This is a genomic window from Pseudomonas fluorescens group sp. PF-1 (assembly GCF_054481335.1).
Genome location: NZ_JBTMNG010000002.1, coordinates 1,968,807 through 1,994,646, shown reverse-complemented (window position 1 = coordinate 1,994,646; position 25,840 = coordinate 1,968,807). Strand labels below are relative to the sequence as shown.

The 25,840-nt window shown below is 60.1% G+C and carries 27 protein-coding genes and 1 riboswitch; of the genes, 14 read left to right on the top strand and 13 right to left on the bottom strand.

What is annotated here, in order from left to right:
* Positions 1-5 precede the first annotated feature (5 nt).
* Complete coding sequence (locus ACX3YD_RS23975; RefSeq protein WP_103405183.1) at positions 6-479, top strand: peroxiredoxin; 474 nt, start codon at positions 6-8, stop codon at positions 477-479.
* A gap of 75 nt (positions 480-554) precedes the next feature.
* Here ACX3YD_RS23975 and ACX3YD_RS23970 read toward each other — a convergent pair whose 3' ends face one another.
* On the bottom strand, positions 555-1,625 hold the full coding sequence (locus ACX3YD_RS23970) for an AI-2E family transporter (RefSeq protein ID WP_103405182.1): 1,071 nt from the start codon (positions 1,623-1,625) through the stop codon (positions 555-557).
* Between the two features lie 31 nt (positions 1,626-1,656).
* On the bottom strand, positions 1,657-1,896 hold the full coding sequence (locus ACX3YD_RS23965) for a sulfurtransferase TusA family protein (protein ID WP_047526784.1): 240 nt from the start codon (positions 1,894-1,896) through the stop codon (positions 1,657-1,659).
* Between the two features lie 98 nt (positions 1,897-1,994).
* On the opposite strand from ACX3YD_RS23965, the gene ACX3YD_RS23960 reads away from it, so the two are divergent.
* Positions 1,995-3,428 carry a M48 family metalloprotease gene (locus ACX3YD_RS23960; RefSeq protein ID WP_047526783.1) on the top strand — a complete coding sequence of 478 codons (1,434 nt, stop codon included), beginning with the start codon at positions 1,995-1,997 and terminating at the stop codon, positions 3,426-3,428.
* A 71-nt stretch (positions 3,429-3,499) separates the two neighbouring features.
* Here ACX3YD_RS23960 and ACX3YD_RS23955 read toward each other — a convergent pair whose 3' ends face one another.
* From ACX3YD_RS23955 to rpoE, 4 genes are all read right to left on the bottom strand, one after another.
* Positions 3,500-4,930, bottom strand: a complete 1,431-nt coding sequence (locus tag ACX3YD_RS23955) for a DegQ family serine endoprotease (RefSeq protein WP_047526781.1) — start codon at positions 4,928-4,930, stop codon at positions 3,500-3,502.
* A gap of 176 nt (positions 4,931-5,106) precedes the next feature.
* Entirely contained in the window at positions 5,107-6,066 is a 960-nt protein-coding gene (locus ACX3YD_RS23950; protein WP_103405181.1) for a MucB/RseB C-terminal domain-containing protein, read from the bottom strand.
* Between the two features lie 8 nt (positions 6,067-6,074).
* Positions 6,075-6,662 (bottom strand): sigma-E factor negative regulatory protein, encoded by a 588-nt coding sequence (locus ACX3YD_RS23945; protein ID WP_103405180.1) that lies wholly within the window; start codon positions 6,660-6,662, stop codon positions 6,075-6,077.
* A 31-nt stretch (positions 6,663-6,693) separates the two neighbouring features.
* Complete coding sequence (rpoE, locus tag ACX3YD_RS23940) at positions 6,694-7,275, bottom strand: RNA polymerase sigma factor RpoE (RefSeq protein ID WP_003172477.1); 582 nt, start codon at positions 7,273-7,275, stop codon at positions 6,694-6,696.
* A gap of 558 nt (positions 7,276-7,833) precedes the next feature.
* Here rpoE and nadB point away from each other — a divergent pair.
* A complete protein-coding gene (gene nadB, locus ACX3YD_RS23935; protein WP_047526765.1) occupies positions 7,834-9,450 on the top strand; it encodes an L-aspartate oxidase in 1,617 nt (538 codons plus the stop codon).
* On the opposite strand, the gene ACX3YD_RS23930 is transcribed toward nadB, so the two are convergent.
* Together ACX3YD_RS23930 and ACX3YD_RS23925 are read right to left on the bottom strand one after the other, a co-directional pair.
* Positions 9,419-9,871 (bottom strand): protein YgfX, encoded by a 453-nt coding sequence (locus tag ACX3YD_RS23930; RefSeq protein WP_103405178.1) that lies wholly within the window; start codon positions 9,869-9,871, stop codon positions 9,419-9,421. The two genes, nadB and ACX3YD_RS23930, sit on opposite strands and share 32 nt — an antisense overlap.
* The gene (locus tag ACX3YD_RS23925; RefSeq protein WP_007898624.1) at positions 9,855-10,109 is read right to left on the bottom strand and encodes an FAD assembly factor SdhE; all 255 of its coding nucleotides are present in this window, start codon (positions 10,107-10,109) and stop codon (positions 9,855-9,857) included. The genes ACX3YD_RS23930 and ACX3YD_RS23925 overlap by 17 nt, the downstream gene beginning before the upstream one ends.
* 149 nt (positions 10,110-10,258) lie before the next feature.
* On the opposite strand from ACX3YD_RS23925, the gene ygfZ reads away from it, so the two are divergent.
* Together ygfZ and ACX3YD_RS23915 are read left to right on the top strand one after the other, a co-directional pair.
* Complete coding sequence (gene ygfZ, locus ACX3YD_RS23920; RefSeq protein ID WP_458961209.1) at positions 10,259-11,200, top strand: CAF17-like 4Fe-4S cluster assembly/insertion protein YgfZ; 942 nt, start codon at positions 10,259-10,261, stop codon at positions 11,198-11,200.
* Between the two features lie 35 nt (positions 11,201-11,235).
* On the top strand, positions 11,236-12,057 hold the full coding sequence (locus ACX3YD_RS23915) for an HDOD domain-containing protein (RefSeq protein WP_458961208.1): 822 nt from the start codon (positions 11,236-11,238) through the stop codon (positions 12,055-12,057).
* A 56-nt stretch (positions 12,058-12,113) separates the two neighbouring features.
* Here the strand turns inward: ACX3YD_RS23915 and ACX3YD_RS23910 are convergent, their stop codons facing one another.
* Together ACX3YD_RS23910 and ACX3YD_RS23905 are read right to left on the bottom strand one after the other, a co-directional pair.
* On the bottom strand, positions 12,114-13,502 hold the full coding sequence (locus ACX3YD_RS23910) for a sensor histidine kinase (RefSeq protein ID WP_047526754.1): 1,389 nt from the start codon (positions 13,500-13,502) through the stop codon (positions 12,114-12,116).
* Entirely contained in the window at positions 13,495-14,166 is a 672-nt protein-coding gene (locus tag ACX3YD_RS23905; protein WP_103405174.1) for a response regulator, read from the bottom strand. The genes ACX3YD_RS23910 and ACX3YD_RS23905 overlap by 8 nt, the downstream gene beginning before the upstream one ends.
* A 237-nt stretch (positions 14,167-14,403) precedes the next feature.
* On the opposite strand from ACX3YD_RS23905, the gene ACX3YD_RS23900 reads away from it, so the two are divergent.
* The 5 genes from ACX3YD_RS23900 (at position 14,404) to ACX3YD_RS23880 (ending at position 19,774) form a co-directional block, all read left to right on the top strand.
* Entirely contained in the window at positions 14,404-15,693 is a 1,290-nt protein-coding gene (locus tag ACX3YD_RS23900) for an OprD family porin (RefSeq protein ID WP_458961207.1), read from the top strand.
* A 39-nt stretch (positions 15,694-15,732) separates the two neighbouring features.
* On the top strand, positions 15,733-16,710 hold the full coding sequence (locus ACX3YD_RS23895) for a Bug family tripartite tricarboxylate transporter substrate binding protein (RefSeq protein WP_103405172.1): 978 nt from the start codon (positions 15,733-15,735) through the stop codon (positions 16,708-16,710).
* A gap of 62 nt (positions 16,711-16,772) precedes the next feature.
* A complete protein-coding gene (locus ACX3YD_RS23890) occupies positions 16,773-17,231 on the top strand; it encodes a tripartite tricarboxylate transporter TctB family protein (protein WP_458961206.1) in 459 nt (152 codons plus the stop codon).
* A 1-nt stretch (position 17,232) separates the two neighbouring features.
* Positions 17,233-18,747: a tripartite tricarboxylate transporter permease gene (locus tag ACX3YD_RS23885; RefSeq protein WP_047526747.1), complete on the top strand. Its 1,515-nt coding sequence runs from the start codon at positions 17,233-17,235 to the stop codon at positions 18,745-18,747.
* On the top strand, positions 18,740-19,774 hold the full coding sequence (locus ACX3YD_RS23880) for an AbrB family transcriptional regulator (protein ID WP_458961205.1): 1,035 nt from the start codon (positions 18,740-18,742) through the stop codon (positions 19,772-19,774). The genes ACX3YD_RS23885 and ACX3YD_RS23880 overlap by 8 nt, the downstream gene beginning before the upstream one ends.
* 28 nt (positions 19,775-19,802) lie before the next feature.
* Here the strand turns inward: ACX3YD_RS23880 and ung are convergent, their stop codons facing one another.
* On the bottom strand, positions 19,803-20,495 hold the full coding sequence (gene ung / locus ACX3YD_RS23875) for a uracil-DNA glycosylase (RefSeq protein ID WP_103405169.1): 693 nt from the start codon (positions 20,493-20,495) through the stop codon (positions 19,803-19,805).
* 132 nt (positions 20,496-20,627) lie between these two features.
* Here ung and ACX3YD_RS23870 point away from each other — a divergent pair, with 132 nt between their 5' ends.
* Positions 20,628-21,740, top strand: coding sequence for an enoyl-CoA hydratase/isomerase family protein (locus ACX3YD_RS23870; RefSeq protein ID WP_458961204.1), 1,113 nt, complete (start codon positions 20,628-20,630; stop codon positions 21,738-21,740).
* A gap of 111 nt (positions 21,741-21,851) precedes the next feature.
* On the opposite strand, the gene ACX3YD_RS23865 is transcribed toward ACX3YD_RS23870, so the two are convergent.
* A complete protein-coding gene (locus ACX3YD_RS23865; RefSeq protein WP_458961203.1) occupies positions 21,852-22,304 on the bottom strand; it encodes a hypothetical protein in 453 nt (150 codons plus the stop codon).
* Between the two features lie 167 nt (positions 22,305-22,471).
* Positions 22,472-22,717 (bottom strand): hypothetical protein, encoded by a 246-nt coding sequence (locus ACX3YD_RS23860; protein WP_458961202.1) that lies wholly within the window; start codon positions 22,715-22,717, stop codon positions 22,472-22,474.
* 277 nt (positions 22,718-22,994) lie between these two features.
* A riboswitch (guanidine-I (ykkC/yxkD leader) is annotated at positions 22,995-23,095 on the top strand.
* A gap of 60 nt (positions 23,096-23,155) precedes the next feature.
* Between ACX3YD_RS23860 and ACX3YD_RS23855 the strand changes: the two genes are divergently transcribed.
* Genes ACX3YD_RS23855 through ACX3YD_RS23845 form a run of 3 tightly spaced genes read left to right on the top strand, consistent with a single transcriptional unit; the run spans position 23,156 to position 25,839 of the window.
* Positions 23,156-24,223 (top strand): putative urea ABC transporter substrate-binding protein, encoded by a 1,068-nt coding sequence (locus ACX3YD_RS23855; protein ID WP_103405165.1) that lies wholly within the window; start codon positions 23,156-23,158, stop codon positions 24,221-24,223.
* Between the two features lie 15 nt (positions 24,224-24,238).
* Positions 24,239-25,054, top strand: coding sequence for an ABC transporter permease (locus tag ACX3YD_RS23850; RefSeq protein WP_458961201.1), 816 nt, complete (start codon positions 24,239-24,241; stop codon positions 25,052-25,054).
* Entirely contained in the window at positions 25,051-25,839 is a 789-nt protein-coding gene (locus ACX3YD_RS23845) for an ABC transporter ATP-binding protein (protein WP_458961200.1), read from the top strand. The genes ACX3YD_RS23850 and ACX3YD_RS23845 overlap by 4 nt, the downstream gene beginning before the upstream one ends.
* Position 25,840: the final 1 nt, after the last annotated feature.

Here is a 25,840-nt window from a genome sequence, read left to right as displayed (position 1 = left end):
CTTTCATGGCCGTTGCTATCGACCAACCGGTTGCCGATTTCGAAGCACCCGCCACCGGCGGACAGACCGTCAGCCTCGCGGCCCTCAAAGGCAAGCAGGTGGTGATCTACTTCTATCCGAAGGACAGCACACCAGGCTGCACCACTCAGGGCCAGGGCTTTCGCGATCAACTCGAAGCCTTCAAAGCCGCCAACACCGAGGTGTTCGGCGTGTCGCGCGACAGCCTGAAATCCCACGAAAACTTCAAGGCCAAGCAAGCATTCACCTTCGAGCTGATCAGCGACAAGGAAGAAGCGCTTTGCCAGCAGTTCGACGTGATCAAGCTGAAAAAGCTCTACGGCAAGGAATACATGGGCGTGGATCGCAGCACGTTCCTGATCGACAAGAACGGTGTGTTGCGTCAGGAATGGCGTGGCGTGAAGGTGCCGGGGCATGTTGATGCGGTTTTAGCCGCTGCCCAGGCGCTGAACAAGGCTTGATTGTTTGACGCCTGCGCCGGCGCTCTCACTGGTCCGCCAGCGAAAGCGCCTTGGCGCCAACAGACCATTCGGTCATTAAAGCAGAGGCGCCACCACAGGCTCCTTGCGCGGCCAGGCATCCAGCACAGCCTTGAACAGGGTCGCCAGGGGAATCGCAAAGAACACCCCCCAGAAGCCCCACAGGCCACCAAACAACAGCACCGCGCAAATGATCGCCACCGGGTGCAGGTTGACCGCTTCCGAAAACAGCAAAGGCACCAGCACGTTTCCATCCAGGACCTGGATGATGCCGTAGACCGCCATCAAATAGATGAACTGATCGCTCCAGCCCCACTGGAACAGCGCAATCAGCAGCACCGGCACAGTGACCACCACGGCCCCGACATAGGGCACCACCACCGAAATTCCCACTAACAACGCCAGCAGCGCCGCGTAGTTGAGCCCCAGTACAACGAAACCGATATAGGTCGCGCCACCGCAGATGACGATTTCGATGACCTTGCCGCGAATGTAGTTGGCGATTTGCCGGTTCATCTCGTGGGCAACGCGGGTGATCAACGCGCGCTCACGAGGCAAGTAACCGCGCACCCACAAACCAATCATCTCCCGGTCCTTGAGAAAGAAAAACACTAGAATCGGCACCAACACCAGATAGATCATGATATTGACCAGCAGCGGCAGGCTCGACAGCGAGAACGTCAGCGCCCACTGGCCGAACTTGCCGATCTCGCCCCGCGCCACTTCAATCGCCTGCAGCACCTGTTCGTCAGATACCAGATGCGGATAGCGTTCCGGTAGCAGCAACAACAGTGACTGCCACTTGGCGAGCATTCCCGGTAACTCGTTGAACAGCGTGATCAACTGATGCCAGAGCAACGGCACCACGACCACGATGAACACCAGCAGCACTCCCATGAACAACGCAAAGACCAACCCCACCGCAACCCCACCAGGTATACGAAGGCGTTCGAGGGTCACCACCAGGCCCTGCATCAAGTAGGCCAGCACCATCCCGGCCAGCACTGGCGCAAGCATGCCGCCCAGCGTGAGCACGGCGGTAAACGCCAGGAACAACAGGACGGCCAGAACCACGGCTTCTTCATCGGAGAAGTAGCGCTGAATCCAGTCGCGTAACACCTTGAACATTAGAAATCCTTAAGAACAAACACAGCAGGTTTCAGGCTTTTTTCAACCAGTACCGGTAAACGCCCGCTTCATCCTCTTCGCGAAGCAACGTATGACCGGCCAATCGGACAAAGGTGCGGAAGTCGCGCTGTGAACCCGCATCAGTGGCAATCACCTTGAGCACTGCGCCACTGGCCATCCGGTTGAGTTCCATCTTGGCTTTGAGCAACGGCAACGGGCAATTCAAGCCACTGGCGTCCAGTTCAACGTCATGGGCTACAGCGTCGGTCATTGCATCACTCCTGGTCAGGTGGTTGAGCTGCCTAGAATATCTGGTCGCGGCGCTGGTGTCCGGCTACAGTAAGGTCTTTGTCGACTAAGGCTTTGTGCATGACTTTTTTGCGCCCTACCCTGCTGACGCTTGCTTGCCTGCTTGCCTCGCCAGGCTTCGCCGACGACCTGCCGTCACTCGGCGACGCCAGCTCTGCCATTGTCTCGCCGCAGCAGGAATACCAGTTGGGCCGTGCATGGCTGGCACTGTTGCGCAGCCAGGTATCGCAGCTCAACGACCCGCAGCTCAAGGACTATGTGGAATCCAGCGTTTACCGACTGGTCGAGACCAGCCAGGTCAATGACCGGCGCCTGGAGTTCATCCTGATCAACAGCCCCCAGCTCAACGCCTTCGCCGCCCCGGGCGGGATTGTCGGGGTGAACGGCGGCCTGTTCCTCAACGCCCAGACCGAAGGTGAATACGCCTCGGTACTGGCTCACGAATTGGCTCACTTGTCACAACGTCACTTTGCCCGTGGCGTCGAAGCCCAGCAGCGCATGCAAGTCCCCATGATGGCCGCCCTGCTGGCGGGTATCGTGATTGCTGCGGCCGGTGCCGGCGACGCCGGTATCGCGGCCATTGCGGGTACGCAGGCGGCAGCGATTCAGGAACAGCGCCGGTTTTCGCGCCAGAACGAGCAGGAAGCCGACCGTATCGGCATCCTCAATCTGGAAAAAGCCGGCTACGACCCGCGCTCGATGCCGACCATGTTCGAGCGCTTGGGGCGTCAGTACCGTTATGACGCCAAGCCACCGGAATTCCTGCTGACTCACCCGGTCACCGAATCACGGATCGCCGACACCCGCAACCGCGCCGAACAAGCGCCAAAGGGGGGTATCGAAGACAGCCTTCGCTATCAACTGATTCGCGCACGGGTCCAGTTGTTCTATGAAGAAACCCCGGGTTTGGGTGCCAAGCGTTTCCGCGCCGAGCTGGATGAAAATCCGAAAAGCGATGTCGCTCGCTACGGCCTGGCCATCGCCCAGATCAAGGGCGGCCAATTGAACGAAGCACGGGAAAATCTCAAGCCACTGCTGGCCAAGTCGCCGAACGAGCTCATCTATAACCTCGCTCAGGTCGATCTGGACATCACCAACAACCGCCTGCCGGACGCTCAATCCCGAGTTGACCGCATGCTGACGCAGTACCCAGGCAATTACCCGCTGAATCAGGTGCGCGTCGACCTGTTGCTGAAACAGAACCGTGCCGCCGATGCCGAAAAGGCACTCGAAGGCCTGCTCAAGTCGCGGCCGGATGATCCGGACGTGTGGTATCAGGTTGCCGAAACGCGCGGCCTGTCAGGCAACATCATCGGTCTGCATCAGGCACGTGCCGAGTATTTCGCGCTTGTAGGCGACTATAAACAGGCCATCCAGCAACTGGATTTCGCCAAGCGCAAGGCTGGCAGCAACTTCCCGCTGTCGTCACGCATCGATGCGCGCCAGCGTGAGCTGATGGAGCAGGAACGCATGATCAAGGACATGATGGGCTGAGTGCCCGAAAAACTTCAGGCATAAAAAAACCGCCTCTTTCGAGGCGGTTTTTCATTCAGCTTACAACCAGACTATTCAGCCAGTTTGAAGGTGATGAAGCTGGCGCGACCTTGACGCAGAACCCGCATCGACACCGAACGGTTCTTCGGCAACGACTTGGCGATCTCCGTGAATTGCTTGGTCGATTCGATGGCCTGATTGTTCAGGTGAGTAATGACGTCTCCTGGCTGCAAGCCAATCATCGAAGCAGGACCATCCTGGACTTCCTTGATCACCACGCCGCCTTTGAGGTCGAAGGTTTTTTTCTGCTCATCCGTCAGCTCAACCACGGAAACACCCAGGCGATTACTGCTGCGCTCGATGCTCGATTTGGGCAGGCTGTCCAGCTCTTTGCCTTCCTCAGGAATGGCGCCGACAGTCAGCTCGACGTTCTGGCGCTTACCGTCGCGGATCACCTCCAGCTTAGCCTTGGAGCCAGCTTTCAATGCGCCCACAAGGTGCGGCAGATCGGCAGACATGACGATCGGTTGACCGTTCATGCTCAGGATAACGTCCCCGACTTGCAGACCACCCTTGGCAGCCGGACCGTCGTCCTGGATCTGAGCAACCAGCGCACCGGCCGGTTTCTCCAGACCGAACGACTCGGCCAGATCCTTGTTCACTTCCTGAATCACGACACCCAACCAGCCGCGGCTCACTTTGCCGCCGCTTTTCAGCTGATTGGAAACGTCCATGGCCACATCGATAGGGATTGCGAACGAAACGCCCATGAAGCCGCCGGAACGGGTATAGATCTGCGAGTTGATCCCGACCACTTCACCATTGAGGTTGAACAGCGGACCACCGGAGTTGCCCGGATTGATCGGCACGTCGGTCTGGATGAACGGCACGTAGTTTTCGTTTGGCAGGCTACGACCGACGGCGCTGACGATACCTTGGGTCACGGTATGGTCAAAGCCGAATGGCGAACCGATTGCCACGACCCACTGGCCAGCCTTCAAATCCTGGGATTTGCCCAGTTTCAAGACCGGGAGATCCTTGCCTTCGATTTTCAGCAGCGCCACGTCGGAACGCGGGTCGGTGCCGACCAGTTTGGCTTTCATTTCGCTACGGTCGGACAGACGCACGAGAATTTCGTCGGCATCGGCGATCACATGATTGTTGGTGAGGATGTAGCCATCAGGCGAAATGATGAAACCCGAACCCAGGGATTGGGCTTCACGCTGACGATCGCCCCGCGGTGAACGAGGCTGCTGCGGCATGCCCCGCTCGAAGAACTCGCGAAGCGCCGGCGGCAAGCCTTCCAGGTCAGGCATATCCTGGATCGACACTTTGCGGTCCGGCAGTTTTTGCGTGGTACTGATGTTGACCACCGCAGGCGATGCCTGTTCGACCAGCTGCGTGAAATCAGGCAATTCGACCGCTTGAGCAGCGACCGCCTGACCGAGCACCAGTACTGTGGCAAAAATGGAGAGGTAAGACTTCAAGCGTGGTATCGACATACGGCTCCCGTTACGACGAGCATGGTTAAGCGATATGGATCAAGGAACACCGAGAAAGATACGCCGGTATTTTTGTTCCGGGAACAACAAACAAGGCCAGAGCCGAGGGCTCTGACTTAAGAAAAATTCACTGGATTTTGCAAATTGAAATGTTCACGAAACATTTCTATCTCGGCTTACTGCTTGGTTGCGGCGGCGTCACTGCGCATGGAAAGCGCAATCCGCTCTGCAGTGCCGACCGGAATTTCGCCGACGACCGTGACCATCATTCCGCCTTGCGGGGTGGTCAGGCTTCGGGAAACGGCAACGGTGGGGCCCAGCTGCGTGCGGGTGTCAGTGACTGTCGCGCCGTTCAACGGTTCCAGGAACACCGAAAAACGCGCCAGACCATCGTCATACATCAAGCTGTTGACCTGGGTTTTGGTTTCCTGATCCTTGCGAGCCGAGCTGCTGACCAACTCGAAACCGGGTGGCAACCAGTCAGAATGCCAAGTTTGAGCCGCCTTCACAGAGGAAGCCTTGTCACTCTCGAGATTGACCGCCTTGCAATCTGCGCCTGGCTGCAACTCGGCGTCAGAAGGGACATCGGCGGTATCCAGTTGCGTAAACTGGAATCGCTCCAACAACTGTCCTTTGTCATTCAGTAGCAATGACTTGAGAGGAAGGCCGGTTTCTTTATCCAGATGCAGTTCAAAACCATAGCGGTGTTGATCGCGTGGCGTCAGTGAAACGATCACCGCCGGTCGACCGGCCACGCGCGACTTGCCGATGACAGCAAGGTCATACCAATTCTTGAGCTTTTGAGGATCGAGGGCTCGCGCGGGAGAATTCGGGGAATCCCCAAGTCCGGCTATCAGGATGCCGCTGACGCATTGAGTATGCCCGTCAATGCGGACAACTTCCTGCTCGGAGCCATCCTGCTGGAGCAGGCGTTCATGGACCTTGCCCTCCTGGACGCGGTGCCAGATCTTATGGGTAGAAAAACTACCGTTACGCTCGTAGACAAAAGTACCCTGAAAGCTGTGCTGCTGCTCGGCCTGACCAAGACGGGTCAACCAGTCCTGGGCTTCATCGGCATGGGCTGGAACAATGAACCAGCCACTAAGCAGAAGCGTAAGTAGAGGTATGGCGCGCATGATCCTCCTTAACGGTTTTCCAGGCTTGCTGCACGAGCGTAAGGCAGAGCGCTCTCGGTACCTTTCATTGCAGCCTGTTGAGCATGTTGGCGCAAGTAGCCCGGCAGACGCTGATCGTGCCAGCCTGGTTGACCTTGCAATACGCCATTGGCCATGGGACCAGTAGCTTCCGAACTCTCATTGTAGCCTGCCAAAACGGCTGGGCCTTTAACTTGAGGAGCAATCAGGTTCTGTTGACTGGATTGCTGAGCCAGTTCGACGCCAGCGATCTCGTCCTGGTTGTACAGACGAACACCGGCCAGTACGGCAAGGGTTACCGAAGCCGCTACAGCCAGACGACCCAGGCTGCGCCATGGTCCGCGGGAGGCTTTAGCCGGCACGGCTTCATCAGCCAGAGCAGCAGATACGGCCGCAGCGATATCCAGGCGTGGAAGCAGCAGATCCTTGTGCATCACCGCCCGAGCGATTTGATAACGAGCCCAGGTATCACGGGTTTCAACATCGTCACAGGCACTCAGTACCCGACGCAATTCCAACTCGTCCGCTTCGTTATCCATCACTGCGGACAGCGATTCCTGCAGGGCTTCACGACTCATGGCGTTCCTCTCTTGGCTGTCGCCGCTGTCTTCAGTTTTCCTGCAACAACGGCTGCAGGGCTTTATCGATGGCCTCCCGGGCGCGGAAAATCCGGGAGCGCACGGTACCGACCGGGCATTGCATAACGCTCGCAATGTCCTCGTAACTCAGACCATCGAATTCACGTAAAGTTAAAGCCGTACGCAAATCTTCTGGCAGTTGCTGAATGGTTCGATGGACGGTGCCTTCGATCTCATCCCGCAGCAAAGCTCGTTCTGGCGACTCGAGATCCTTGAGGCCATGATCGCCATCGTAGAACTCTGCATCCTCGGAACTGACATCGCTATCCGGCGGCCGACGGCCGCGTGAAACCAGATAGTTTTTCGCCGTGTTAATGGCGATGCGGTAAAGCCACGTATAAAACGCGCTGTCCCCGCGAAAATTTCCAAGTGCACGGTACGCCTTGATAAAGGCTTCCTGTGCCACATCCTGGGCTTCATGGGTGTCGTGCACAAAACGCACGATCAACCCGAGAATTTTGTGCTGGTATTTCAGCACTAGCAGATCGAAAGCACGCTTGTCGCCACGCTGAACGCGCTCGACCAGTTGCTGATCCTCTTCCTGGGTTAGCATGAACACTCCTCGATAAGCTCGAAGGAGGCTTGCATAACTAAACGACCGGACTTGCAAACATAGACTCGGGCTTTTCGCAAAAGTTCTCCCCCTCCAGGCAAGTTTCCTGCGGGCTCTGATTCGGCACGCACGAAAAGCGCAGCGCGAGATAGCCCGGCTGCGCAAATAATCTTGTCATCGGATTCGCTGGCAAGGACCCAACTGCGGTTCCTGCGCTGAAGCCGACACTGTCCCTTGAATCGGGCAACCGTCAATTGATCTTGGGCCTTTGGCAAAAGTTCCAAATATTTATAGCCGTGCCGAACCGACATTGTGCGACTGTGAATAGAAAAAGACTGTTAAATCCGCGATACAGTTCACTTGTCGCCGAATCGATGCAAAAAACATCCGACGAAGCGTCAGGTCTTTTCTGTCACGGTAGTTTCACAATGCCATATAGGCTCGGGTATTGTGCCGCTCCCCCTCTCTATATACTAGTGGGCTGCGCGGCTGCCTGACTCGCCTGTCCAGATGTCTGGCGCCTACCCCGACCCGGGTCGCTTTGAGCGGAATCCTGAAATGAGCCAACAGTTTCAACACGATGTTCTGGTAATTGGCAGCGGCGCTGCCGGCTTGAGCCTTGCGCTGACCTTGCCCGGTCATTTGCGCATTGCCGTACTGAGCAAAGGCGACCTCGCCAATGGTTCGACCTTCTGGGCGCAAGGCGGTGTTGCCGCGGTCCTCGACGACACCGACACCGTCGAGTCCCACGTCGATGACACCCTTAATGCTGGCGGTGGCCTGTGCCATGAGGACGCCGTGCGCTTTACCGTCGAACACAGTAAAGAGGCGATTCAATGGCTGATCGATCAGGGCGTGCCATTTACCCGCGATGAACAGTCAGGCACTGAAGATGGCGGATTCGAGTTTCACTTGACTCGCGAAGGCGGTCACAGCCACCGGCGTATCATCCATGCAGCCGATGCCACGGGCGCTGCGATTTTCAGGACGCTGCTCGCCCAGGCCAAGCAACGGCCGAACATCGAGTTGCTCGAACAACGGGTAGCCGTCGATCTGATCACCGAAAAACGCCTGGGCCTCGAAGGCGATCGCTGCCTGGGTGCCTATGTGCTCAATCGCGGCACCGGCGAAGTCGACACCTACGGCGCACGCTTCGTGATTCTTGCCTCCGGCGGCGCGGCCAAAGTCTACCTCTATACCAGCAACCCCGACGGCGCCTGCGGTGACGGCATCGCCATGGCCTGGCGATCCGGCTGCCGGGTGGCGAACCTGGAGTTCAACCAGTTCCACCCCACGTGCCTGTATCACCCGCAAGCCAAGAGTTTCCTGATCACCGAAGCCCTGCGCGGCGAAGGTGCACACCTGAAACTGCCCAATGGCGAGCGTTTCATGCAGCGCTTCGATCCACGGGCCGAACTGGCACCACGGGACATCGTCGCCCGGGCCATCGACCATGAAATGAAAAGGCTTGGTATCGATTGTGTCTATCTGGACATCAGCCACAAGTCCGAAGATTTCATCAAGACGCACTTCCCCACCGTGTACGAGCGCTGCCTCGAGTTTTCCATCGACATCACCAAACAGCCCATTCCGGTAGTTCCCGCGGCGCACTACACCTGTGGCGGCGTGATGGTCGACCAGCAAGGTCGCACCGACGTGCCAGGGCTGTATGCGATTGGCGAAACCAGCTTTACCGGCCTGCATGGCGCCAACCGCATGGCCAGTAACTCGCTGCTGGAGTGCTTTGTTTATGCGCGCTCAGCGGCGGCGGATATCCTGGAACAATTGCCGAACGTTTCGGCCCCCGCCGCCCTGCCGGTCTGGGACGCGAGCCAGGTGACCGACTCCGATGAGGACGTGATCATTGCGCACAACTGGGATGAACTACGGCGATTCATGTGGGATTACGTGGGTATCGTGCGCACCAACAAGCGCCTGCAACGGGCCCAGCACCGGGTGCGCCTGCTGCTGGATGAAATCGACGAGTTCTACAGCAACTACAAGGTCAGCCGGGACTTGATCGAGTTGCGCAACCTGGCCCAGGTGGCCGAATTGATGATCCGCTCAGCCATGGAGCGCAAGGAAAGTCGCGGCCTGCATTACACGCTGGACTATCCGAAGATGCTGCCGGTCGCGCTGGACACTATTCTGGTGCCGTCCACCTACGCCGGCTGAACTTGAGTCGAACCCGCAGGCGTCGGTGCAGATCCGCCGCCTGCGAATCCCGGGGCACGCAAACAGACCGGATGCGCCGCTCCCCCCGCAGACGAACCCGCAGCAGCACCACTAATGGCAGCGCGATACTGTCCGGACGAAGCTGCACCGCTTGCCATCCCGCCGCCCGGCTCCACAACTGCCAGCCATCGGCATCGCGCCGCAAGCCGCGAAAGGCCTGCGCGTGGGTCAACAGAATCTGGCGTGGCAATGCCCAAACGGCGTGCAGCAGGCAGCAAAAGGCGCCGAGCAGACTGGCCCAAAGCGGAATAGCGAGAAGATAAAGCGAACCCAACGCGAACAGCTGGGCCAACAGATACGCCGCCAGCAACTGCCGTGAGGCATGCCAGCGGCATTCGAAACCGTTACTTGGGCTGAACACGGTCCAGAATCATGCGGACCATGCGTTGAAGCTCCGGGTCTTCCGATTCGGCGCGTTCCATGAACCAGCCGAACATGTCCTGATCTTCGCATTCGAGCAACCTGACGTAGCAGGCACGATCAACCTCGTTGAGGTGCGGATAAACCTCTTTGACAAACGGCACCAGCAACACGTCAAGCTCAAGCATGCCGCGGCGGCTGTGCCAGTAGAGGCGATTCAGTTCAACATCTTCGACCATGGAGCGCTCCTCAAATAGGCCGCAAGTATACAGCCCCGCGCCCCGTAGAACAGTCGGCTTTGGTCGGGCACCGGCGAACCTTTGTGAACTACCCATTTCAACAGCGCCCCCTTATCATGTCCGCCAGATTCTTTACCCTGCGATGACCCATGGCCGATTCTGCTTTTTTCTGCACGCTGTCTCATGAAGGTGTTCTGGCGGTCCGCGGCGCGGATGCCGGCAAGTTCCTGCAAGGTCAATTGACCTGCAACCTCAATTACCTGAGCGATACCCAGGCCAGCCTCGGCGCGCGTTGCACGCAGAAGGGCCGGATGCAGTCGAGTTTCCGCATTCTGCTCGAAGGTGACGGCGTGCTCTTGGCCATGGCCAGCGAATTGCTGGAACCGCAACTGGCCGACCTGAAAAAGTACGCCGTATTTTCCAAGTCCAAACTGACCGACGAAAGCGCTGCCTGGGTCCGCTTCGGCATCGATCATGGCGATGCCGCGCTCGGCAGCCTCGGCCTTGAACTGCCTGCGGAAACCGACCGGGTGGTGCGCAGTGACGGGCTGATCGCCATTCGCGTTTCACCCGATCGCGCCGAACTCTGGGTCAGCGCCGATCAAGCCGGGGCCATCAAGGGCAAGCTGTCCGCACTGCTTGCCGAAGGCGACCTGAATCAATGGCTGCTGGGCCAGATCCGCGCAGGGATCGGCCAGGTGATGCCGGGCACCCGCGAGCTGTTCATCCCGCAGATGCTCAACCTGCAGGCTGTCGGAGGCGTGAGCTTCAAGAAAGGTTGCTACACCGGCCAGGAAATCGTCGCGCGGATGCAATACCTGGGCAAACTCAAGCGCCGCCTGTATCGCCTGCAACTGGACGCCAGCGAACGGCCTGAACCTGGCACCCAGCTGTTTTCCCCGAGCCATGGCAGTTCAATCGGCGAAGTGGTACTGGCCGCCCATGGCGAACAACAGATCGAACTGCTGGCGGTGCTGCAAGCTGAAGCAGCGGAGGCCGGCGACCTTCACGTCGGCGCGGTCGACGGCCCGGCCTTGCACTTGCTCGATCTGCCTTATCAACTGGACCGCGACCGCGAAATCCAGCGTTAACCGCAGTACTTTTTTGCGACACCAAGAGAACAGAAATGAGTGAGCTGGCGGAAAAGGTCCAAAGGGATTTGGTTGAGGCCATCGATAACGATGACCTGGTTCTGCCAACACTTCCGGAAGTGGCACTGCAGATTCGCAAGGCGGCAGAGGACCCTGAAGTCAGTATCAGCGCCCTGAGCAAGGTCATTGGCCGCGATACCGCGCTGTCGGCGCGCCTGATCAAAGTGGTCAATAGCCCACTGCTGCGCGCGACCCAGGAAGTTACCGAGTTGCACACGGCCGTCACTCGCCTGGGGATCAACTACAGCAGTAACCTGGCCATCGGCCTGGTCATGGAGCAGATCTTCCATGCCCGCTCCGAGGTGGTGGAACAGAAAATGCGTGAAGTCTGGCGCAAGAGCCTGGAAATCGCCGGTGTCAGCTATGCGTTGTGTCGCCACTACACCCAGCTCAAGCCCGATCAGGCAGCCCTTGGCGGGCTGGTGCATCAAATCGGCGTCCTGCCGATCCTGACCTACGCCGAAGATCACTATGATCTATTGTCCGACCCGGTCAGCCTCAACCATGTGATCGACCATATCCATCCGCTGCTCGGCGACAAATTGCTCAGGGTCTGGGAGTTTCCGGACATGCTGGTGCAGGTGCCGAGGCTCTACCTGAACTTCAAGCGACGGTCTGACCAGATCGATTATGTTGATCTGGTGCAGGTGGCCAGCCTGTACTGCTGCAAAGACACCGACCACCCGTTTGCCTGCATCGACCCCTTCAGCGTGCCAGCCTTCAACAAACTTGGGATCGATTACGACAACAAGACCCTGTGCGCCGATCTGGAAGAATCACGCTCGATGTTTTATTAAGCATCAATGCAATTCCTGTGGCGAGGGAGCTAGCTTCCTCGCCACACATGCTTGACTCACTCCCCGGCAATAAAACTCACCCGCACTTTCAACCCCGCGTGCTCACCATCATGCAGGCTGATCTGCGCCAGGTGCGCGCGGCAGATCTCGCCGACAATCGCCAAGCCCAACCCGGACCCGGCCACTTGCTGGTTACGTCGGTAAAAACGTTCGAACACGCGATCACGCTCATCGAGCGGAATGCCCGGTCCATCGTCCTCAACCTCCAGCACCGCCGGGGCCGAGACTCGCAAAATCACGTTGCCGCCCGGTGGTGTATGGGCCAGCGCGTTATCCACCAGGTTGCTCAACAGTTCGTTGAGCAAGGTCGGCTCACCCCGCATCCACACCGGTTCGTCCGCTTCCAGCGCCAGCGCCACACCGCGCTTGTGGGCCAGCGGCGCCATGGCCATACCCAGGTCACGCGCCAGTTGACTGAGATCGAGCAACTGCGCGCCCCCTTCGGCAATCGCCCGGGCACCGTTTTCAACCCGTGCCAGGGAGAGCAATTGATTGGCCAGATGGGTCAAGCGATCGGTGCCCTGGGCGGCGGTTTCCAGCGTACTGCGCCAGGTTTGCGGTTCGCTTGAACGCAGGCCCAGTTCCAGCCGCGCCTTGAGCGCCGCCAAGGGGGTGCGCAGTTCGTGAGCCGCATCGGCGATGAATTGCGCCTGACGCTCGAACTGCCCGCGCAGGCGTTCGGTAAAGTGATTGAGCGCACGCACCAGCGGCCACAACTCATGCTGCACTTCCACCAATGGCAATGGCCGCAGGTCATCCGGCTGGCGTTCTTCCACCGCCGAGCGCAAGCGCTCCAGTGGGCGTAGCGCGGCACTGACCGCAAACCACACCACCATTAGCGCACCAATGGCCAGCATGCCAAGACGCAGCAACGTGTCGGTCGCCAGGCTGCGGGCCATGCTGACGCGCGCCTCGTCGGTTTCCGCCACGCGAATTTCCGCCATGCCATTCATGTTCGGTTCGCTGACCGGTTTGAGCAGACTCACCACACGTACGTTCTGCCCTCGGTAAGTCGCATTGTAGAAACGCGCCAACGCCGGATAGTCATCGGTGCGCGGTGTCCCCGGTGGAGGTGGCGGAAGGTTTTCGTAACCGGAAATCAGCTTCTGATTGATATCGTTGACCAGATAAAAAATCCGCCCGGCACTGTCGTACGCGAACGTGTCGAGCGCCACGTAAGGCACATCGGCGCTCAGCGTACCGTCGCGCTGGGTCACGCCCGCCGCGATGGTCCGGGCTGAAGCGAGCAATGTCCGGTCATAAGCGGTGTCGGCCGCTTCGCGACCATTCCAGTAGGCACTCAAACCACTGGCCAGCATCAACACCACCAACAACAGCGCCAGGTTCCACAGCAACCGCCAGCGCAAGCTGCTGGGCTTATGCATCGCGGCTTTCCAGCAAATAACCGAGACCACGGAACGTCACGATGGCAACCGGCTGACCGTCGAGCTTCTTGCGCAAGCGATGTATGTAGATTTCGATGGCGTCGGGGCTGGCTTCCTCGTCGAGGCCAAATACCTGGGAGGCCAATTGCTCCTTGCTCATCACCCGGCCGGGACGGGCGATCAAGGCTTCGAGCACGGCTTGTTCACGGGAAGTCAGGGTCAGCAGTTCTTCGCCAAGGGTGAAACGGCGCGTGTCCAGGTCATAGGCCAGCACGCCGCAACGTTGCAGGCGCTCGCCACCGAGCACGCTACGCCGCAGCAGTGCCTTGACCCGGGCTTCAAGCTCGGTGAGTTCGAAAGGTTTGGCCAGGTAATCGTCGGCCCCCAGATTCAGCCCATGGACCCGATCCTTGACGTCGCTGCGTGCGGTCAACATCAACACCGGCAGGTTCTTGCCCCGCCCGCGCAAACGCGCCAACACCTCGAAACCATCCATGCGCGGCAAGCCGACATCGAGGATCGCCATGGCGTATTCCTCGCTGCCCAGCGCCAGGTCGGCGGCCACGCCGTCGTGCAGCACATCCACGGTCAACCCGGTGCTCTTGAGCGCCTGGGCGACACTCTCGGCGAGCTGCAGATGGTCTTCGACGAGCAGGACACGCATGAATTTTCACCTCATTCAGGGATGGTCGACGCCATTCTTTGGCGCGGAGTTTACAGCCGCAACCGCCGCTGTGAAGCCCGAAAACCGTGAAAGTCAGCTGAAAGGTTAACGAAAGGTTAGCCCGTTACAGTCCAGCCACGGACAGTTTCGGCTGCCGTCGCTGCTGCCACACAGCGATACGAAAAACGCCTCGAAGCGTTTTCGACCAATAAGAACAATAAACGGAGTCATTCATCCATGCAGTCCTTGCAGACCCAGGCTATCGCGCCTGCCCGCCTCTCCCGTTTCAGCCACACTGCGCTTGCCAGCGCTGCCGCCCTGGCCGGTTTTTCACCGTTGAGCCAGGCCGCCTTCATCGAAGACAGCTCGGCCACGTTCGAAACCCGCAACATGTATTTCAACCGCGATTTTCGCGACGGTACCAGTGCCCAACAGTCCAAGCGTGATGAGTGGGCCCAGGGCTTCATGCTCAATCTGAAATCGGGCTACACCGATGGCACCGTGGGGTTCGGTGTCGACGCACTGGGCATGATGGGGGTCAAGCTCGACTCAAGCCCGGACCGTACGGGGACCGGCCTGTTGCCGACCGACGATGGGCGCGCCGTCAACGAATACTCCAAGCTCGGCCTGACCGGAAAAATGAAGATCTCCGCCAGCGAGCTGAAAGTCGGCACCCTGATTCCGGAGCTGCCGATCCTCAAGCCCAACGACGGGCGCATCCTGCCGCAGACCTTCGAGGGCGGCATGCTGACCTCCAGGGAAATCAAGAACCTGACCTTCACCGGCGGGCGCCTGGACAAGGCCAAGGATCGCGACAGCACCGACTTCCAGGACATTGCCCTCAACAACAAGAACAGCCGTTTCGCCGGAACGGTGGCCGGCAAACACTTCGATTTTGGCGGCGTGGACTACAAGTTCACCGACAAGATCACCGGCAGCTACCACTTCGCCCAACTCGATGACGTCTACAACCAGCACTTTCTCGGGCTGGTCGCTTCCAAGCCGTTCGGCCCCGGCACCTTTGCCAGCGACCTGCGGTTTGCCATCAGTGACGACCAGGGCCAGGCCCGTGGCGGCAAGATCGACAACAAGTCGCTCAATGGCCTGGTGAGCTACGCCTTGAGCGGGCACAAGTTCAGCGCCGGCTACCAGCACATGTCCGGCGACAGCGCGTTCCCCTATGTGGATGGCAGCGACCCGTACCTGGTCAACTTCGTGCAGATCAACGACTTTGCCGGCGCCGAAGAACGCTCCTGGCAAGCGCGTTACGACTTCGACTTTGTCACCCTCGGCATCCCTGGCCTGAGCTTCATGAGCCGTTACGTGAGCGGTGACAACATCAAGCTCAAGAACGGTGACGAAGGCAAGGAGTGGGAACGCAACAGCGAGATTAAATATGTTGTACAAAGCGGCGCACTCAAGGATGTCGCCGTCCGCCTGCGTAATGCCACCTACCGTTCCAACTACTCCGCTCGCGATGCCGATGAAGTGCGTCTGCTGGTGAGCTATAGCGTTGCCCTTTGGTAATTCAGTACGTCCATAACAACAACTCCCAAGGAGACTTGAATGAACCTGTCAATGCGTAAAATCGCCCTCGCCGCCAGCGTCCTGCTGTTCACCGGCCAGGCGCTCGCCGAGCCCAAACGCCCCGAATGCATCGCCCCGGCCTCGCCAGGGGGTGGTTTCGACCTGACCTGCAAACTGGCGCAAAGCGCGCTGGTCAACGAAAAATTGCTGACCAAACCGATGCGCGTGACCTACATGCCCGGCGGCGTCGGCGCGGTGGCGTACAACGCGGTCGTCGCCCAGCGTCCGGCCGATGCCGGCACCCTGGTGGCCTGGTCCAGCGGTTCGCTGTTGAACCTGGCGCAAGGCAAGTTCGGGCGTTTCGATGAAACCAACGTGCGCTGGCTCGCCGCCGTGGGTACCAGCTATGGCGCCATCGCGGTGAAAAGCGATTCGCCCTACAAGACCCTGGACGATCTGGTGCAGGCGTTGAAGAAAGATCCGAGCAAAGTGGTGATCGGTTCCGGCGGCACGGTCGGCAGCCAGGACTGGATGCAAACCGCATTGATCGCCAAGGCCGCCGGGATCAACCCGCGCGACCTGCGTTACGTCGCCCTCGAAGGTGGCGGTGAAATCGCGACCGCCCTGCTCGGCGGCCACATCCAGGTCGGCAGCACCGACATTTCCGACTCCATGCCGCACATCCAGAGCGGCGATATGCGCTTGCTGGCGGTGTTCGCCGACAAGCGTCTCGACGAGCCGGAAATGAAAGACATCCCGACCGCCAGGGAACAAGGCTACGACATCGTCTGGCCGGTGGTTCGCGGTTTCTACCTCGGGCCGAAAGTCAGCGATGAAGATTACGCCTGGTGGAAAGCGGCCTTTGACAAGCTGCTGGCGTCCGAAGACTTCGCCAAGTTGCGCGATCAGCGGGAACTGTTCCCGTTCGCCATGACCGGCCCGGAGCTCGACACCTATGTGAAGAAGCAAGTGGCGGATTACAAGGTGCTGGCCAAAGAGTTTGGCCTGATTCAGTGATCGCCTCTGTCTAGCTAGCGGCTGCGGCTCCGGTTTGCGGGGCCGCGGCCCAGGAGTTCCCCATGCTCTTACAACGCATTTTTGCATCGGTGCTGTTGCTGGCCTGTGTTGGCCTGGCGCTGATGGCCTGGCCGTATCAAGCGGCTTTTTCCTACGAACCGGTGGGGCCTCGGGCCTTTCCACTGTTGATGCTCGGCCTGATGGGCGCGGCGCTGCTGTACATGGTTTTTCGCCCGGCACCGATCAAGCACAGCGCTGACGAGCCGCCACTGGATCGCGCGACCCTGAACAAAATCGGCCTCTGCGTGGTGCTGTTACTGGTCTTCGCCGGCACCTTCGAACCCCTCGGTTTCATCGTCGCCAGCATCCTCACCGGCGTGCCGATGGCGCGCCTGTATGGCGGCCGCTGGCTGCCCAGTGTCGTGATCATCAGCCTGATGGCCGTCGGCCTCTACCTGCTGTTCGACAAGTTGATGGACGTGCCGCTGCCCCTTGGCGTGCTCGACGTTCTGGAGAACTGATATGGATACTCTTGGCTATTTGGGTCAGGGTTTCGGCGTTGCGCTGAGCCCGTACAACCTGGTGACCGCCCTCTGCGGCACCCTGATCGGCACGGTCGTGGGCCTGTTGCCAGGCCTGGGGCCGATCAACGGCGTGGCACTGCTGATCCCGATCGCATTCGCCCTCGGCCTGCCACCGGAGTCGGCACTGATCCTGTTGGCGGCGGTGTACCTGGGCTGCGAGTACGGCGGCCGGATCAGCTCGATCCTGCTGAACATCCCTGGCGAAGCCTCCACCGTGATGACCACCCTCGACGGCTATCCGATGGCCCGCAAAGGCCTGGCCGGTGTGGCCTTGTCGCTCTCGGCGTGGAGCTCGTTCATCGGTGCCTTCATCGCCACCTGCGGCATGGTGCTGTTCGCCCCGCTGCTGGCGAAATGGGCGATTGCCTTCGGACCGGCGGAATATTTCGTACTGATGGTGTTCGCGATTGTCTGTCTCGGCGGCATGGCTGGTGATCGTCCGCTCAAGACCTTCATCGCGGCGCTGATCGGCCTGTTCCTGTCGACCGTCGGCATCGACGCCAACAGCGGCGTGTACCGTTTCACCGGCGATAACATCCACCTGACCGACGGCATTCAGTTCGTGGTGCTGGTGCTGGGCCTGTTCTCCATCAGCGAAATCCTCCTGCTGCTGGAAAAGACCCATCACGGTCAGGAAGCGGTGAAAGCCACCGGGCGGATGATGTTCAATTTCAAGGAAGCGGCATCGGTGTTCGTGGTGAACATTCGTTGCGGCGTACTCGGTTTCATCATGGGTGTGTTGCCGGGTGCCGGTGCGACCCTGGCCAGTGCCGTGGCCTACATGACCGAGAAACGCATCGCCGGCGCCAAGGGCACGTTCGGCCAGGGCGATATGCGCGGCCTGGCCGCACCGGAAACCGCCATTGGCGGCGCGGCCTGCGGTGCGCTAGTGCCGATGCTGACCCTGGGTGTACCCGGCTCGGGCACCACGGCGGTGATGATCGGCGCACTCTCGCTGTACAACATCACGCCTGGGCCGCTGTTGTTCCAACAGCAACCCGACATCGTCTGGGGCCTGATTGCCTCGTTGTTCATCGCCAACGTCATGCTGGTCATCCTCAACATCCCGATGATCCGCATTTTCACGCGCATCCTCGCCGTGCCGAACTGGGCACTGGTGCCGGTGATCGCCATCATTACCGGGATCGGCGTCTACGCGGTGCACGCGACCACCTTCGACCTGTTCCTGATGATCGGCATCGGCATCTTCGGCTACATCCTGCGCAAGCTGGATTTCCCGTTGTCGCCCCTGCTGCTGGGCTTCATCCTCGGTGGCTTGATGGAGCAGAACCTGCGTCGTGCCCTGTCGATTTCCAACGGAGCGCTGGAAATCCTCTGGTCGAGCCCAATCACCTTCGGGTGCTGGGTCCTGACGGCGATCATGCTGTTGATGCCGATCATCCGTATCTGGCGTAAACGTTCGGCCGCGCAACGCGCCATCGCCGATGTCTGACCGATTACCCCTCAAACACTGGTGGGGTACACCGCTGGTCGGCCTGCTCGGCGGTTACCTCGCCAGCCAGGTCGGCTGGCCGCTGCCATGGATGGTCGGCTCGTTGCTGGCGATCATCCTGGTGCGCTGCCTGACCCCTTGGCAATTGGCGGAAATCCCTGGTGGCCGCAAGTGCGGCCAGTGGGTCGTCGGTATCGGCATCGGTCTGCACTTCACCCCGGTGGTGATGGAGCAGGTGCTCAGTCATTTCGGGCTGATCTTCTTTGGCGCATTGGTCACCAGCCTGTCCGCGGTGGTCGGGGTCTGGTTGATGCGGCGCACCGGTGAGGATCGCGCCACCGCATTCTTTTCCAGCATGCCCGGCGGCTCCGGGGAGATGGTCAACCTGGGCGCACGCAATGGCGCGGTGCTCAGCCGCGTTGCCGCCGGGCAAAGTCTGCGGGTACTGGTCGTCGTGCTTTGTGTGCCGGCCGCATTCAAGTATTTATTGGGCGACGGTGCACCAGTCTCCCATGCCACCGCCGTGGACTGGCGCTGGCTGGCCCTGCTGTTCCCGGCCGGCGCGTTGGCGGCGTGGATCTGGGAGCGTTTGCGTCAACCCAACCCTTGGCTGTTCGGCCCGTTGCTGGTGAGCGCGGCAGTGAGCATTGGTTGGGACCTGCACATCGGCTTGCCCAAGGGTGGCAGTCAGATCGGTCAGTGGCTGATCGGCAGCGGCCTGGGCTGTCACTTCAATCGGGAGTTTTTCCGACGCGCGCCATCGTTCATGGGCCGCACCCTCATCGGCACAGTGCTGACCATGCTGATCGCCACGGCGGCGGCATTGGGCTTGAGCGCGCTGACCCGTCTGGATCTGCGTTCACTGACCCTGGGCATGATGCCCGGCGGGATTGCCGAGATGAGCCTGACGGCGGAAACCCTGCAACTGTCGGTGCCACTGGTGACCGCGATGCAGGTGATGCGACTGCTGTTTGTGCTGTTTCTGGCGGAGCCGTTGTTCAAGTATTGGAACCGGAATCCCGAGTGAAACCTCGCCACAAAAGCCCTCAGCCGTTCTAAACCGGCGGCAAACGCCACTCGATCGGCGTCTCGCCGTTCTGTTCCAGGAACTTGTTGGTCCGACTGAAGTGCCCGCACCCGAGGAAGCCACGATAAGCCGACAACGGTGACGGGTGTACCGACGTCAGGACCAAATGCTTGGTCGCATCGATTAGCTTCTGCTTGCTCTGGGCATGGGCGCCCCACAGCATGAACACCAGATGCGGTTGCTGCTGGCTGACGACTTCAATGATCCGATCGGTGAAAAACTGCCAGCCCTTGTCCTTGTGCGCATTGGCATTGGCGCGCTCGACCGTCATGGTGGTGTTGAGCATCAACACGCCCTGATCGGCCCAGCTCTGCAGATAGCCGTGGTTGGGGATGTCGATGTTCAGGTCACGCTTCAACTCTTTATAGATGTTCACCAGCGATGGCGGCGCCGGGACACCCGGTTGCACCGAAAAGCACAAACCGTGCGCCTGGCCCGGACCGTGGTAGGGGTCCTGGCCGAGGATGACGACCTTGACCTTGTCCAACGGCGTGGAGTTGAGCGCGTTGAAAATCATCGGGCCCGGTGGATAGATTTCCTTGCCGGCCGCCCGCTCCTCTTGCAGGAATTTTCGCAACTGCGCCATGTAGGGCTGGTCGAATTCGGCACGCAGCGCCTCCTTCCAGCTCGGTTCGAGTTTGATACGGTCGTCGGCAGTCATGGTCATATCCGGTAAAAACAATGGGGCGAACCCTAAGAAGGCCCACCACGCTTGTCAATTGATCTGACGCAGATCCGGCACTTTCCCACACAACGATCATACTTAACCCTCAAATTCCCGATCGAGGTCACGATGAATCTGCACTTCGAAGAACTCACCGGCACCGACGGCGCGCGCATCGGTATCGCCAGCCTGGATGCCGAAAAGTCGCTGAACGCCCTGTCCTTGCCGATGATCAAGGCCTTGCGCGTTCAACTGGACGCCTGGGCCAACGAGCCGCAAATCGTCTGCGTCTTGTTGCGCGGTAACGGCGCCAAGGCTTTTTGCGCCGGCGGCGAAGTGCGCAGCCTGGTCGAGGCCTGTCGCGCCCATCCCGGCGAAGTGCCACCCTTGGCCGCGCAGTTCTTTGCCGCGGAATATCGCCTGGACTTCAGCCTGCACACCTACCCCAAACCTTTGATCTGCTGGGGCCATGGCTATGTGCTTGGCGGCGGCATGGGCCTGCTGCAAGGGGCGAGCATTCGCATTGTCACGCCAAGCAGTCGCCTGGCGATGCCGGAGATCAGAATTGGCCTGTACCCGGATGTCGGAGCCAGTTGGTTCCTGTCACGCCTGCCCGGCAAGCTCGGCTTGTTCCTTGGCCTGACCGGCGCCCACATGAACGCGCGTGATGCGATCGATCTGGACCTGGCCGACCGTTTCCTGCTCGATGAACAGCAAGAAACCCTGATCGAAGGCTTGTTGCAATTGAACTGGCAGGAACAGACGCCGAGGCAGCTCAACAGTCTGTTCAAGGCCTTGCAGCAGGAGGCCGTCGCGCACCTGCCCGAAGCCCAATGGTTGCCGCGACGCGAGCGCATCGATGAATTGCTGGATGTCAGTGATGTGGGTTGCGCCTGGAAGGCCATCAGCGCGCTGCGCGATCACCCGGACCTGATGCTCAGCCGCGCTGCGCGAACCCTGAGCGAAGGTTCGCCGCTGACCGCGCGCCTGGTGTGGGAACAGATCATCCGCGCGCGGCATATGTCGCTGGCTCAGGTCTTCCAGATGGAATACACCCTGAGCCTCAACTGCTGTCGTCATCCGGAGTTCAGCGAAGGCGTGCGTGCACGGTTGATCGACAAGGATCAAAAGCCTCACTGGCACTGGCCCGATATCAACAACGTGCCGGACGCCGTGGTGGAGGCGCATTTCCATAAAGTTTGGGAGGGGCGCCATCCACTGGCGGATCTATCGGAGTATTAAATAAAACTGTAGGAGCGAGCCTGCTCGCGATGCTGGGTCAGTTACCGCTGTGGTGACTGATCCTCCATCGCGAGCAGGCTCGCTCCTACAGGGAATTTCGTTCAGATCGGATTAACGGTGGTCACCCCGGCCGTCGTGATTGCCCCGACCGTTATGGTCGCCTCGGTCATCGTGATTGTGGTTGCGGCCGCCACCACGGTGGTCATTGTCCCAATCGCCGCGGTTACGGCCGTCCCAGCCGCGATTCTGATACGCCCGGTAGTCGGCCCGTGACGGCTGGTAGTAACGCGGAGCCGGTTGATAGATCCGCGGTTGCGAGTAATAGCGCGGGGTTGGCTGATAGTAGCGCGCAGGCGGCGCGTAATACCGTGCCGGGGGCGAATAGTAACCGCCGCCATTGGAATAGTAGGAACTGCCGCCGGCGTAATAGCTCGGCGCTGGCGAGGTGTAGACCTCGGAACTGTAATAACCGTCTCCTCCATCGGGATAAGCCACGCATCCACCCACGGACAATCCCAACACAGCAATCAGTAGAATTCGGCGCAGCTTTTTTTGATAGAGCATGGCGGCCTCCTGGACCGCGGGTGAGCCACACCAGCGACGCTGGCAGGCGACAGTCGATGATTCGGTGACTGTCGAAACATCTGACATCAAATTCCGGATCTGGTGCGATCCAGTAACAACTTGAAACATCTCGTCGGTGAAAGTTTTTTCATCCATTCAACCGCTGATTAATGGTGGCCACCGTGGTATCCACCGCGGTAATAACGCGCCCCATGCCCGCCCCAATAGTAATAGCGATAGCCCCCATAGAAACGTGGGCCACCGTAGTAGTAACCGGGGCCGTAATAGTAGGAATAAGGCGCGTAGCCAGGATAGTAATAAGGCGCGGGATACACATCGTAGGGGCCGGCGTAGTAATAACAGCCGCAAAGCCCCAGACCGAGCACAACGACCAGCAACATACGACGAAACATGGCGGCCTCCTGAAAGACCCGCCGTCGGGACAAACCGACTGACACCTGTTTTGACTCGCAATCCGCGTCCGAGTGCAGTGCCCTGCCGGCCTTCGGATCAGTGGCCGGCACGTCCCATTGCGGTGCGCGCATGCACCATCACAAGGCAGCCCTTCCCCCTGCCGGCCTACGCACCTGAGGCCTGAGCCGCATTGCAGAGCGCTTCAAGCGACTTGGCACGGCTCTCGCTTTAACAACAGCGTGCAGGAGTCACTACAGGTTCGCGGCACCACAATTTGCAATGGCTGACTAGGGTTCCGGCTCGCAATCGCGAGTGACTGGTCCGAGAGTTGGCGACCTCCAGTTGAGGTTACACGGCGGGACAAAAGCCCGGGAGACAAGCCACCGTTCGCGGTGCCGCTGCCTTCCTGTCCGTCCTTGACCAACTGGAGAACCACCATGTCCCAGCTTCGTTTACCCGCCTTGCTCGCCGCTGCCTTCGCCGCCCTCGTGAGCCTCTCTTCCCAAGCCGCGCAGAAAGACCACTTCAGCGTCTGCTGGACCATCTACGCCGGCTGGATGCCCTGGGAATACGCCGGCAGCCAAGGCATCGTCGACAAATGGGCGAAGAAGTACGGCATCAAGATCGATGTGGTGCAGCTCAATGACTATGTCGAGTCGATCAACCAGTACACCGCCGGCCAGTTCGATGGTTGCACCATGACCAACATGGATGCGCTGACCATCCCCGCCGCCGGTGGCGTCGACAGCACCGCGCTGATCGTCAGCGACTTCTCCAACGGCAATGACGGCATCGTGCTCAAGGGCGAGGGCAAGAAAGTCGCCGACCTCAAGGGCATGGACGTCAACCTCGTCGAATTGTCGGTGTCCCATTACCTGCTGGCCCGTGCCCTGGATTCGGTGGACCTCACCGAGAAAGACCTGAAAGTGGTCAATACCTCCGACGCCGATATCTCGGCGGCCTTCAACACCGCTCAGGTCAACGCCGTGACCACCTGGAACCCGATGCTCTCGGACATCAAGGCCAAGCCTGCGGTGACCGAAGTGTTCAACTCCAGCCAGATCCCCGGCGAAATCATGGACATGATGGTGGTCAACTCCCAGACCCTCAAAGACAACCCGGCCCTGGGCAAAGCCCTGACCGGCGCCTGGTTCGAAGTCGTCGAACTGATGAACGCGAAAAACGCCGCGAGCAAAAGCGCACTGGAACACATGGCCAAAGCCTCGGGCACTGACCTGGCCGGTTTCCAGGCTCAGCTGGACACCACCAAGTTGTTCGCCACGCCTCAAGAGGCCCTGGCGTTCAGCACCAGCAAGCAATTGCCGGAAACCATGCGCAGGGTCGCCGAGTTCTCCTTCCAGCATGGCTTGCTGGGTGAAGGCGCCAAGGACACCAGCGCGGTCGGCATGGCCTTCGCCAACGGCGTGACCAGCGGCGACAAGGGCAACCTCAAGCTGCGCTTCGATCCGAGTTACGTGCAGATGGCCGCCGACGCCAAGCTGTAAGAAGAGGACTTGGCCATGCGCCTGATCAATCGCCACCCGGATCGCCCGAGTCGCCTGTTGTTGGTGATCCTGCCGTTCGCCCTGGTGCTGTTCGCCTATTTCATGGGCTCGGCCGAGCGGCTGACGGACAACCCCAACGACAAGTTGCTGCCCAGCGCCGTGCAGATGACCGATGCGGTCAAACGCCTGGCCTTCGTCGCCGACAGCCGCACCGGTGAATACGTACTGTGGCAGGACACCGCCTCCAGCCTGCGTCGCCTGGGCATCGGCCTGGGCATCAGCGCGCTGGCCGGGCTGTGCCTGGGCATGGCTGCTGGGACCCTGCCGCTGTTCGGCGCACCGCTGTCGCCACTGCTGACGGTGCTGTCGATGGTGCCGCCGCTGGCGATCCTGCCGATCCTGTTCATCGTCTTCGGCCTGGGAGAATTATCCAAGGTGATGCTGATCGTGATCGGCATCACCCCTGCCCTGGCCCGAGACTTGGAACAACGCGCCCGGGACATTCCCGTGGAGTTGCTGATCAAGGCCCAGACCCTCGGCGCCTCGACCTGGACCCTGATGCTGCGAGTGGTGCTGCCGCAATTGCTGCCGCGCCTGTTGATCTCGCTGCGCCTGATGCTCGGTTCGGCATGGCTGTTCCTGATTGCCGCCGAAGCCATCGCCTCCACCGACGGCCTCGGCTACCGGATCTTCCTGGTGCGCCGCTACCTGGCCATGGACGTGATTCTGCCCTACGTGGTGTGGATCACCCTGCTCGCCTGGCTGATGGATTGGGGGCTCAAATACCTGACCCGTCGCGCGTTTCCCTGGTATGAGGGGGCGGCCAAATGAGCTTCATCACAGTGAAAAACGTCTGGCAGCAATACGCCGACCAGGTGGTGCTCGAAGGCCTGAACCTGAACGTCAATGAGGGTGAGTTCTGCACCCTGGTCGGCGCGTCCGGTTGCGGCAAGTCAACCTTCCTGCGCCTGTTGCTGGGCCAGGAGCGCGCCAGTCGCGGCGAGATCCTGCTCGACGGCCAGCCGCTGGCCGGTGAACCGGACGCCAGCCGAGGCGTGGTGTTCCAGCGCTATTCGGTGTTCCCGCACCTGAGCGTACTGGACAACGTCGCCCTCGGCCTCGAACTGCCGCGCTCGCCGCTGTTTGGGCGTTTGTTCGGCAGCGCCAAAAAAGAGGCCCGCGAACAGGCTTCGGTGCTGCTGCACAAAGTCGGCCTCGGGCACTCGCTGGACAAGTACCCGGCGCAGCTTTCCGGTGGCATGCAGCAACGGCTGGCCATTGCCCAGGCGCTGGTCATGAAGCCGCGTGTGTTGCTGCTCGATGAGCCCTTCGGCGCCCTCGATCCGGGCATCCGCAAAGACATGCACGCCTTGTTGCTGGAGCTGTGGCGCGAAACCCGACTGACAGTGTTCATGGTCACCCATGACCTGTCCGAAGGCTTCAGCCTCGGCACGCGCCTGCTGGTGTTCGACAAGGTCCGCGTCGACCCGCACGCCCCCGGTGCCTATGGCGCACGCATCACCTACGACATCCCTTTGAACAGCGACCGCCGCGCCCAACGTGCCGCCGTCGACGCCCTGCCGATGCCACTGGCAGGCACGCTTCGTCTCGCTTAGA

Coding starts and splice junctions, on each gene's coding strand:
- ACX3YD_RS23975 (WP_103405183.1), top strand. CDS start 6: ATGGCCGTTGCTATCGACCAACCGGTTGCCGATTTCGAAGCACCCGCC.
- ACX3YD_RS23970 (WP_103405182.1), bottom strand. CDS start 1,625: ATGTTCAAGGTGTTACGCGACTGGATTCAGCGCTACTTCTCCGATGAA.
- ACX3YD_RS23965 (WP_047526784.1), bottom strand. CDS start 1,896: ATGACCGACGCTGTAGCCCATGACGTTGAACTGGACGCCAGTGGCTTG.
- ACX3YD_RS23960 (WP_047526783.1), top strand. CDS start 1,995: ATGACTTTTTTGCGCCCTACCCTGCTGACGCTTGCTTGCCTGCTTGCC.
- ACX3YD_RS23955 (WP_047526781.1), bottom strand. CDS start 4,930: ATGTCGATACCACGCTTGAAGTCTTACCTCTCCATTTTTGCCACAGTA.
- ACX3YD_RS23950 (WP_103405181.1), bottom strand. CDS start 6,066: ATGCGCGCCATACCTCTACTTACGCTTCTGCTTAGTGGCTGGTTCATT.
- ACX3YD_RS23945 (WP_103405180.1), bottom strand. CDS start 6,662: ATGAGTCGTGAAGCCCTGCAGGAATCGCTGTCCGCAGTGATGGATAAC.
- rpoE (WP_003172477.1), bottom strand. CDS start 7,275: ATGCTAACCCAGGAAGAGGATCAGCAACTGGTCGAGCGCGTTCAGCGT.
- nadB (WP_047526765.1), top strand. CDS start 7,834: ATGAGCCAACAGTTTCAACACGATGTTCTGGTAATTGGCAGCGGCGCT.
- ACX3YD_RS23925 (WP_007898624.1), bottom strand. CDS start 10,109: ATGGTCGAAGATGTTGAACTGAATCGCCTCTACTGGCACAGCCGCCGC.
- ygfZ (WP_458961209.1), top strand. CDS start 10,259: ATGGCCGATTCTGCTTTTTTCTGCACGCTGTCTCATGAAGGTGTTCTG.
- ACX3YD_RS23915 (WP_458961208.1), top strand. CDS start 11,236: ATGAGTGAGCTGGCGGAAAAGGTCCAAAGGGATTTGGTTGAGGCCATC.
- ACX3YD_RS23910 (WP_047526754.1), bottom strand. CDS start 13,502: ATGCATAAGCCCAGCAGCTTGCGCTGGCGGTTGCTGTGGAACCTGGCG.
- ACX3YD_RS23905 (WP_103405174.1), bottom strand. CDS start 14,166: ATGCGTGTCCTGCTCGTCGAAGACCATCTGCAGCTCGCCGAGAGTGTC.
- ACX3YD_RS23900 (WP_458961207.1), top strand. CDS start 14,404: ATGCAGTCCTTGCAGACCCAGGCTATCGCGCCTGCCCGCCTCTCCCGT.
- ACX3YD_RS23895 (WP_103405172.1), top strand. CDS start 15,733: ATGAACCTGTCAATGCGTAAAATCGCCCTCGCCGCCAGCGTCCTGCTG.
- ACX3YD_RS23890 (WP_458961206.1), top strand. CDS start 16,773: ATGCTCTTACAACGCATTTTTGCATCGGTGCTGTTGCTGGCCTGTGTT.
- ACX3YD_RS23885 (WP_047526747.1), top strand. CDS start 17,233: ATGGATACTCTTGGCTATTTGGGTCAGGGTTTCGGCGTTGCGCTGAGC.
- ACX3YD_RS23880 (WP_458961205.1), top strand. CDS start 18,740: ATGTCTGACCGATTACCCCTCAAACACTGGTGGGGTACACCGCTGGTC.
- ung (WP_103405169.1), bottom strand. CDS start 20,495: ATGACTGCCGACGACCGTATCAAACTCGAACCGAGCTGGAAGGAGGCG.
- ACX3YD_RS23870 (WP_458961204.1), top strand. CDS start 20,628: ATGAATCTGCACTTCGAAGAACTCACCGGCACCGACGGCGCGCGCATC.
- ACX3YD_RS23865 (WP_458961203.1), bottom strand. CDS start 22,304: ATGCTCTATCAAAAAAAGCTGCGCCGAATTCTACTGATTGCTGTGTTG.
- ACX3YD_RS23860 (WP_458961202.1), bottom strand. CDS start 22,717: ATGTTTCGTCGTATGTTGCTGGTCGTTGTGCTCGGTCTGGGGCTTTGC.
- ACX3YD_RS23855 (WP_103405165.1), top strand. CDS start 23,156: ATGTCCCAGCTTCGTTTACCCGCCTTGCTCGCCGCTGCCTTCGCCGCC.
- ACX3YD_RS23850 (WP_458961201.1), top strand. CDS start 24,239: ATGCGCCTGATCAATCGCCACCCGGATCGCCCGAGTCGCCTGTTGTTG.
- ACX3YD_RS23845 (WP_458961200.1), top strand. CDS start 25,051: ATGAGCTTCATCACAGTGAAAAACGTCTGGCAGCAATACGCCGACCAG.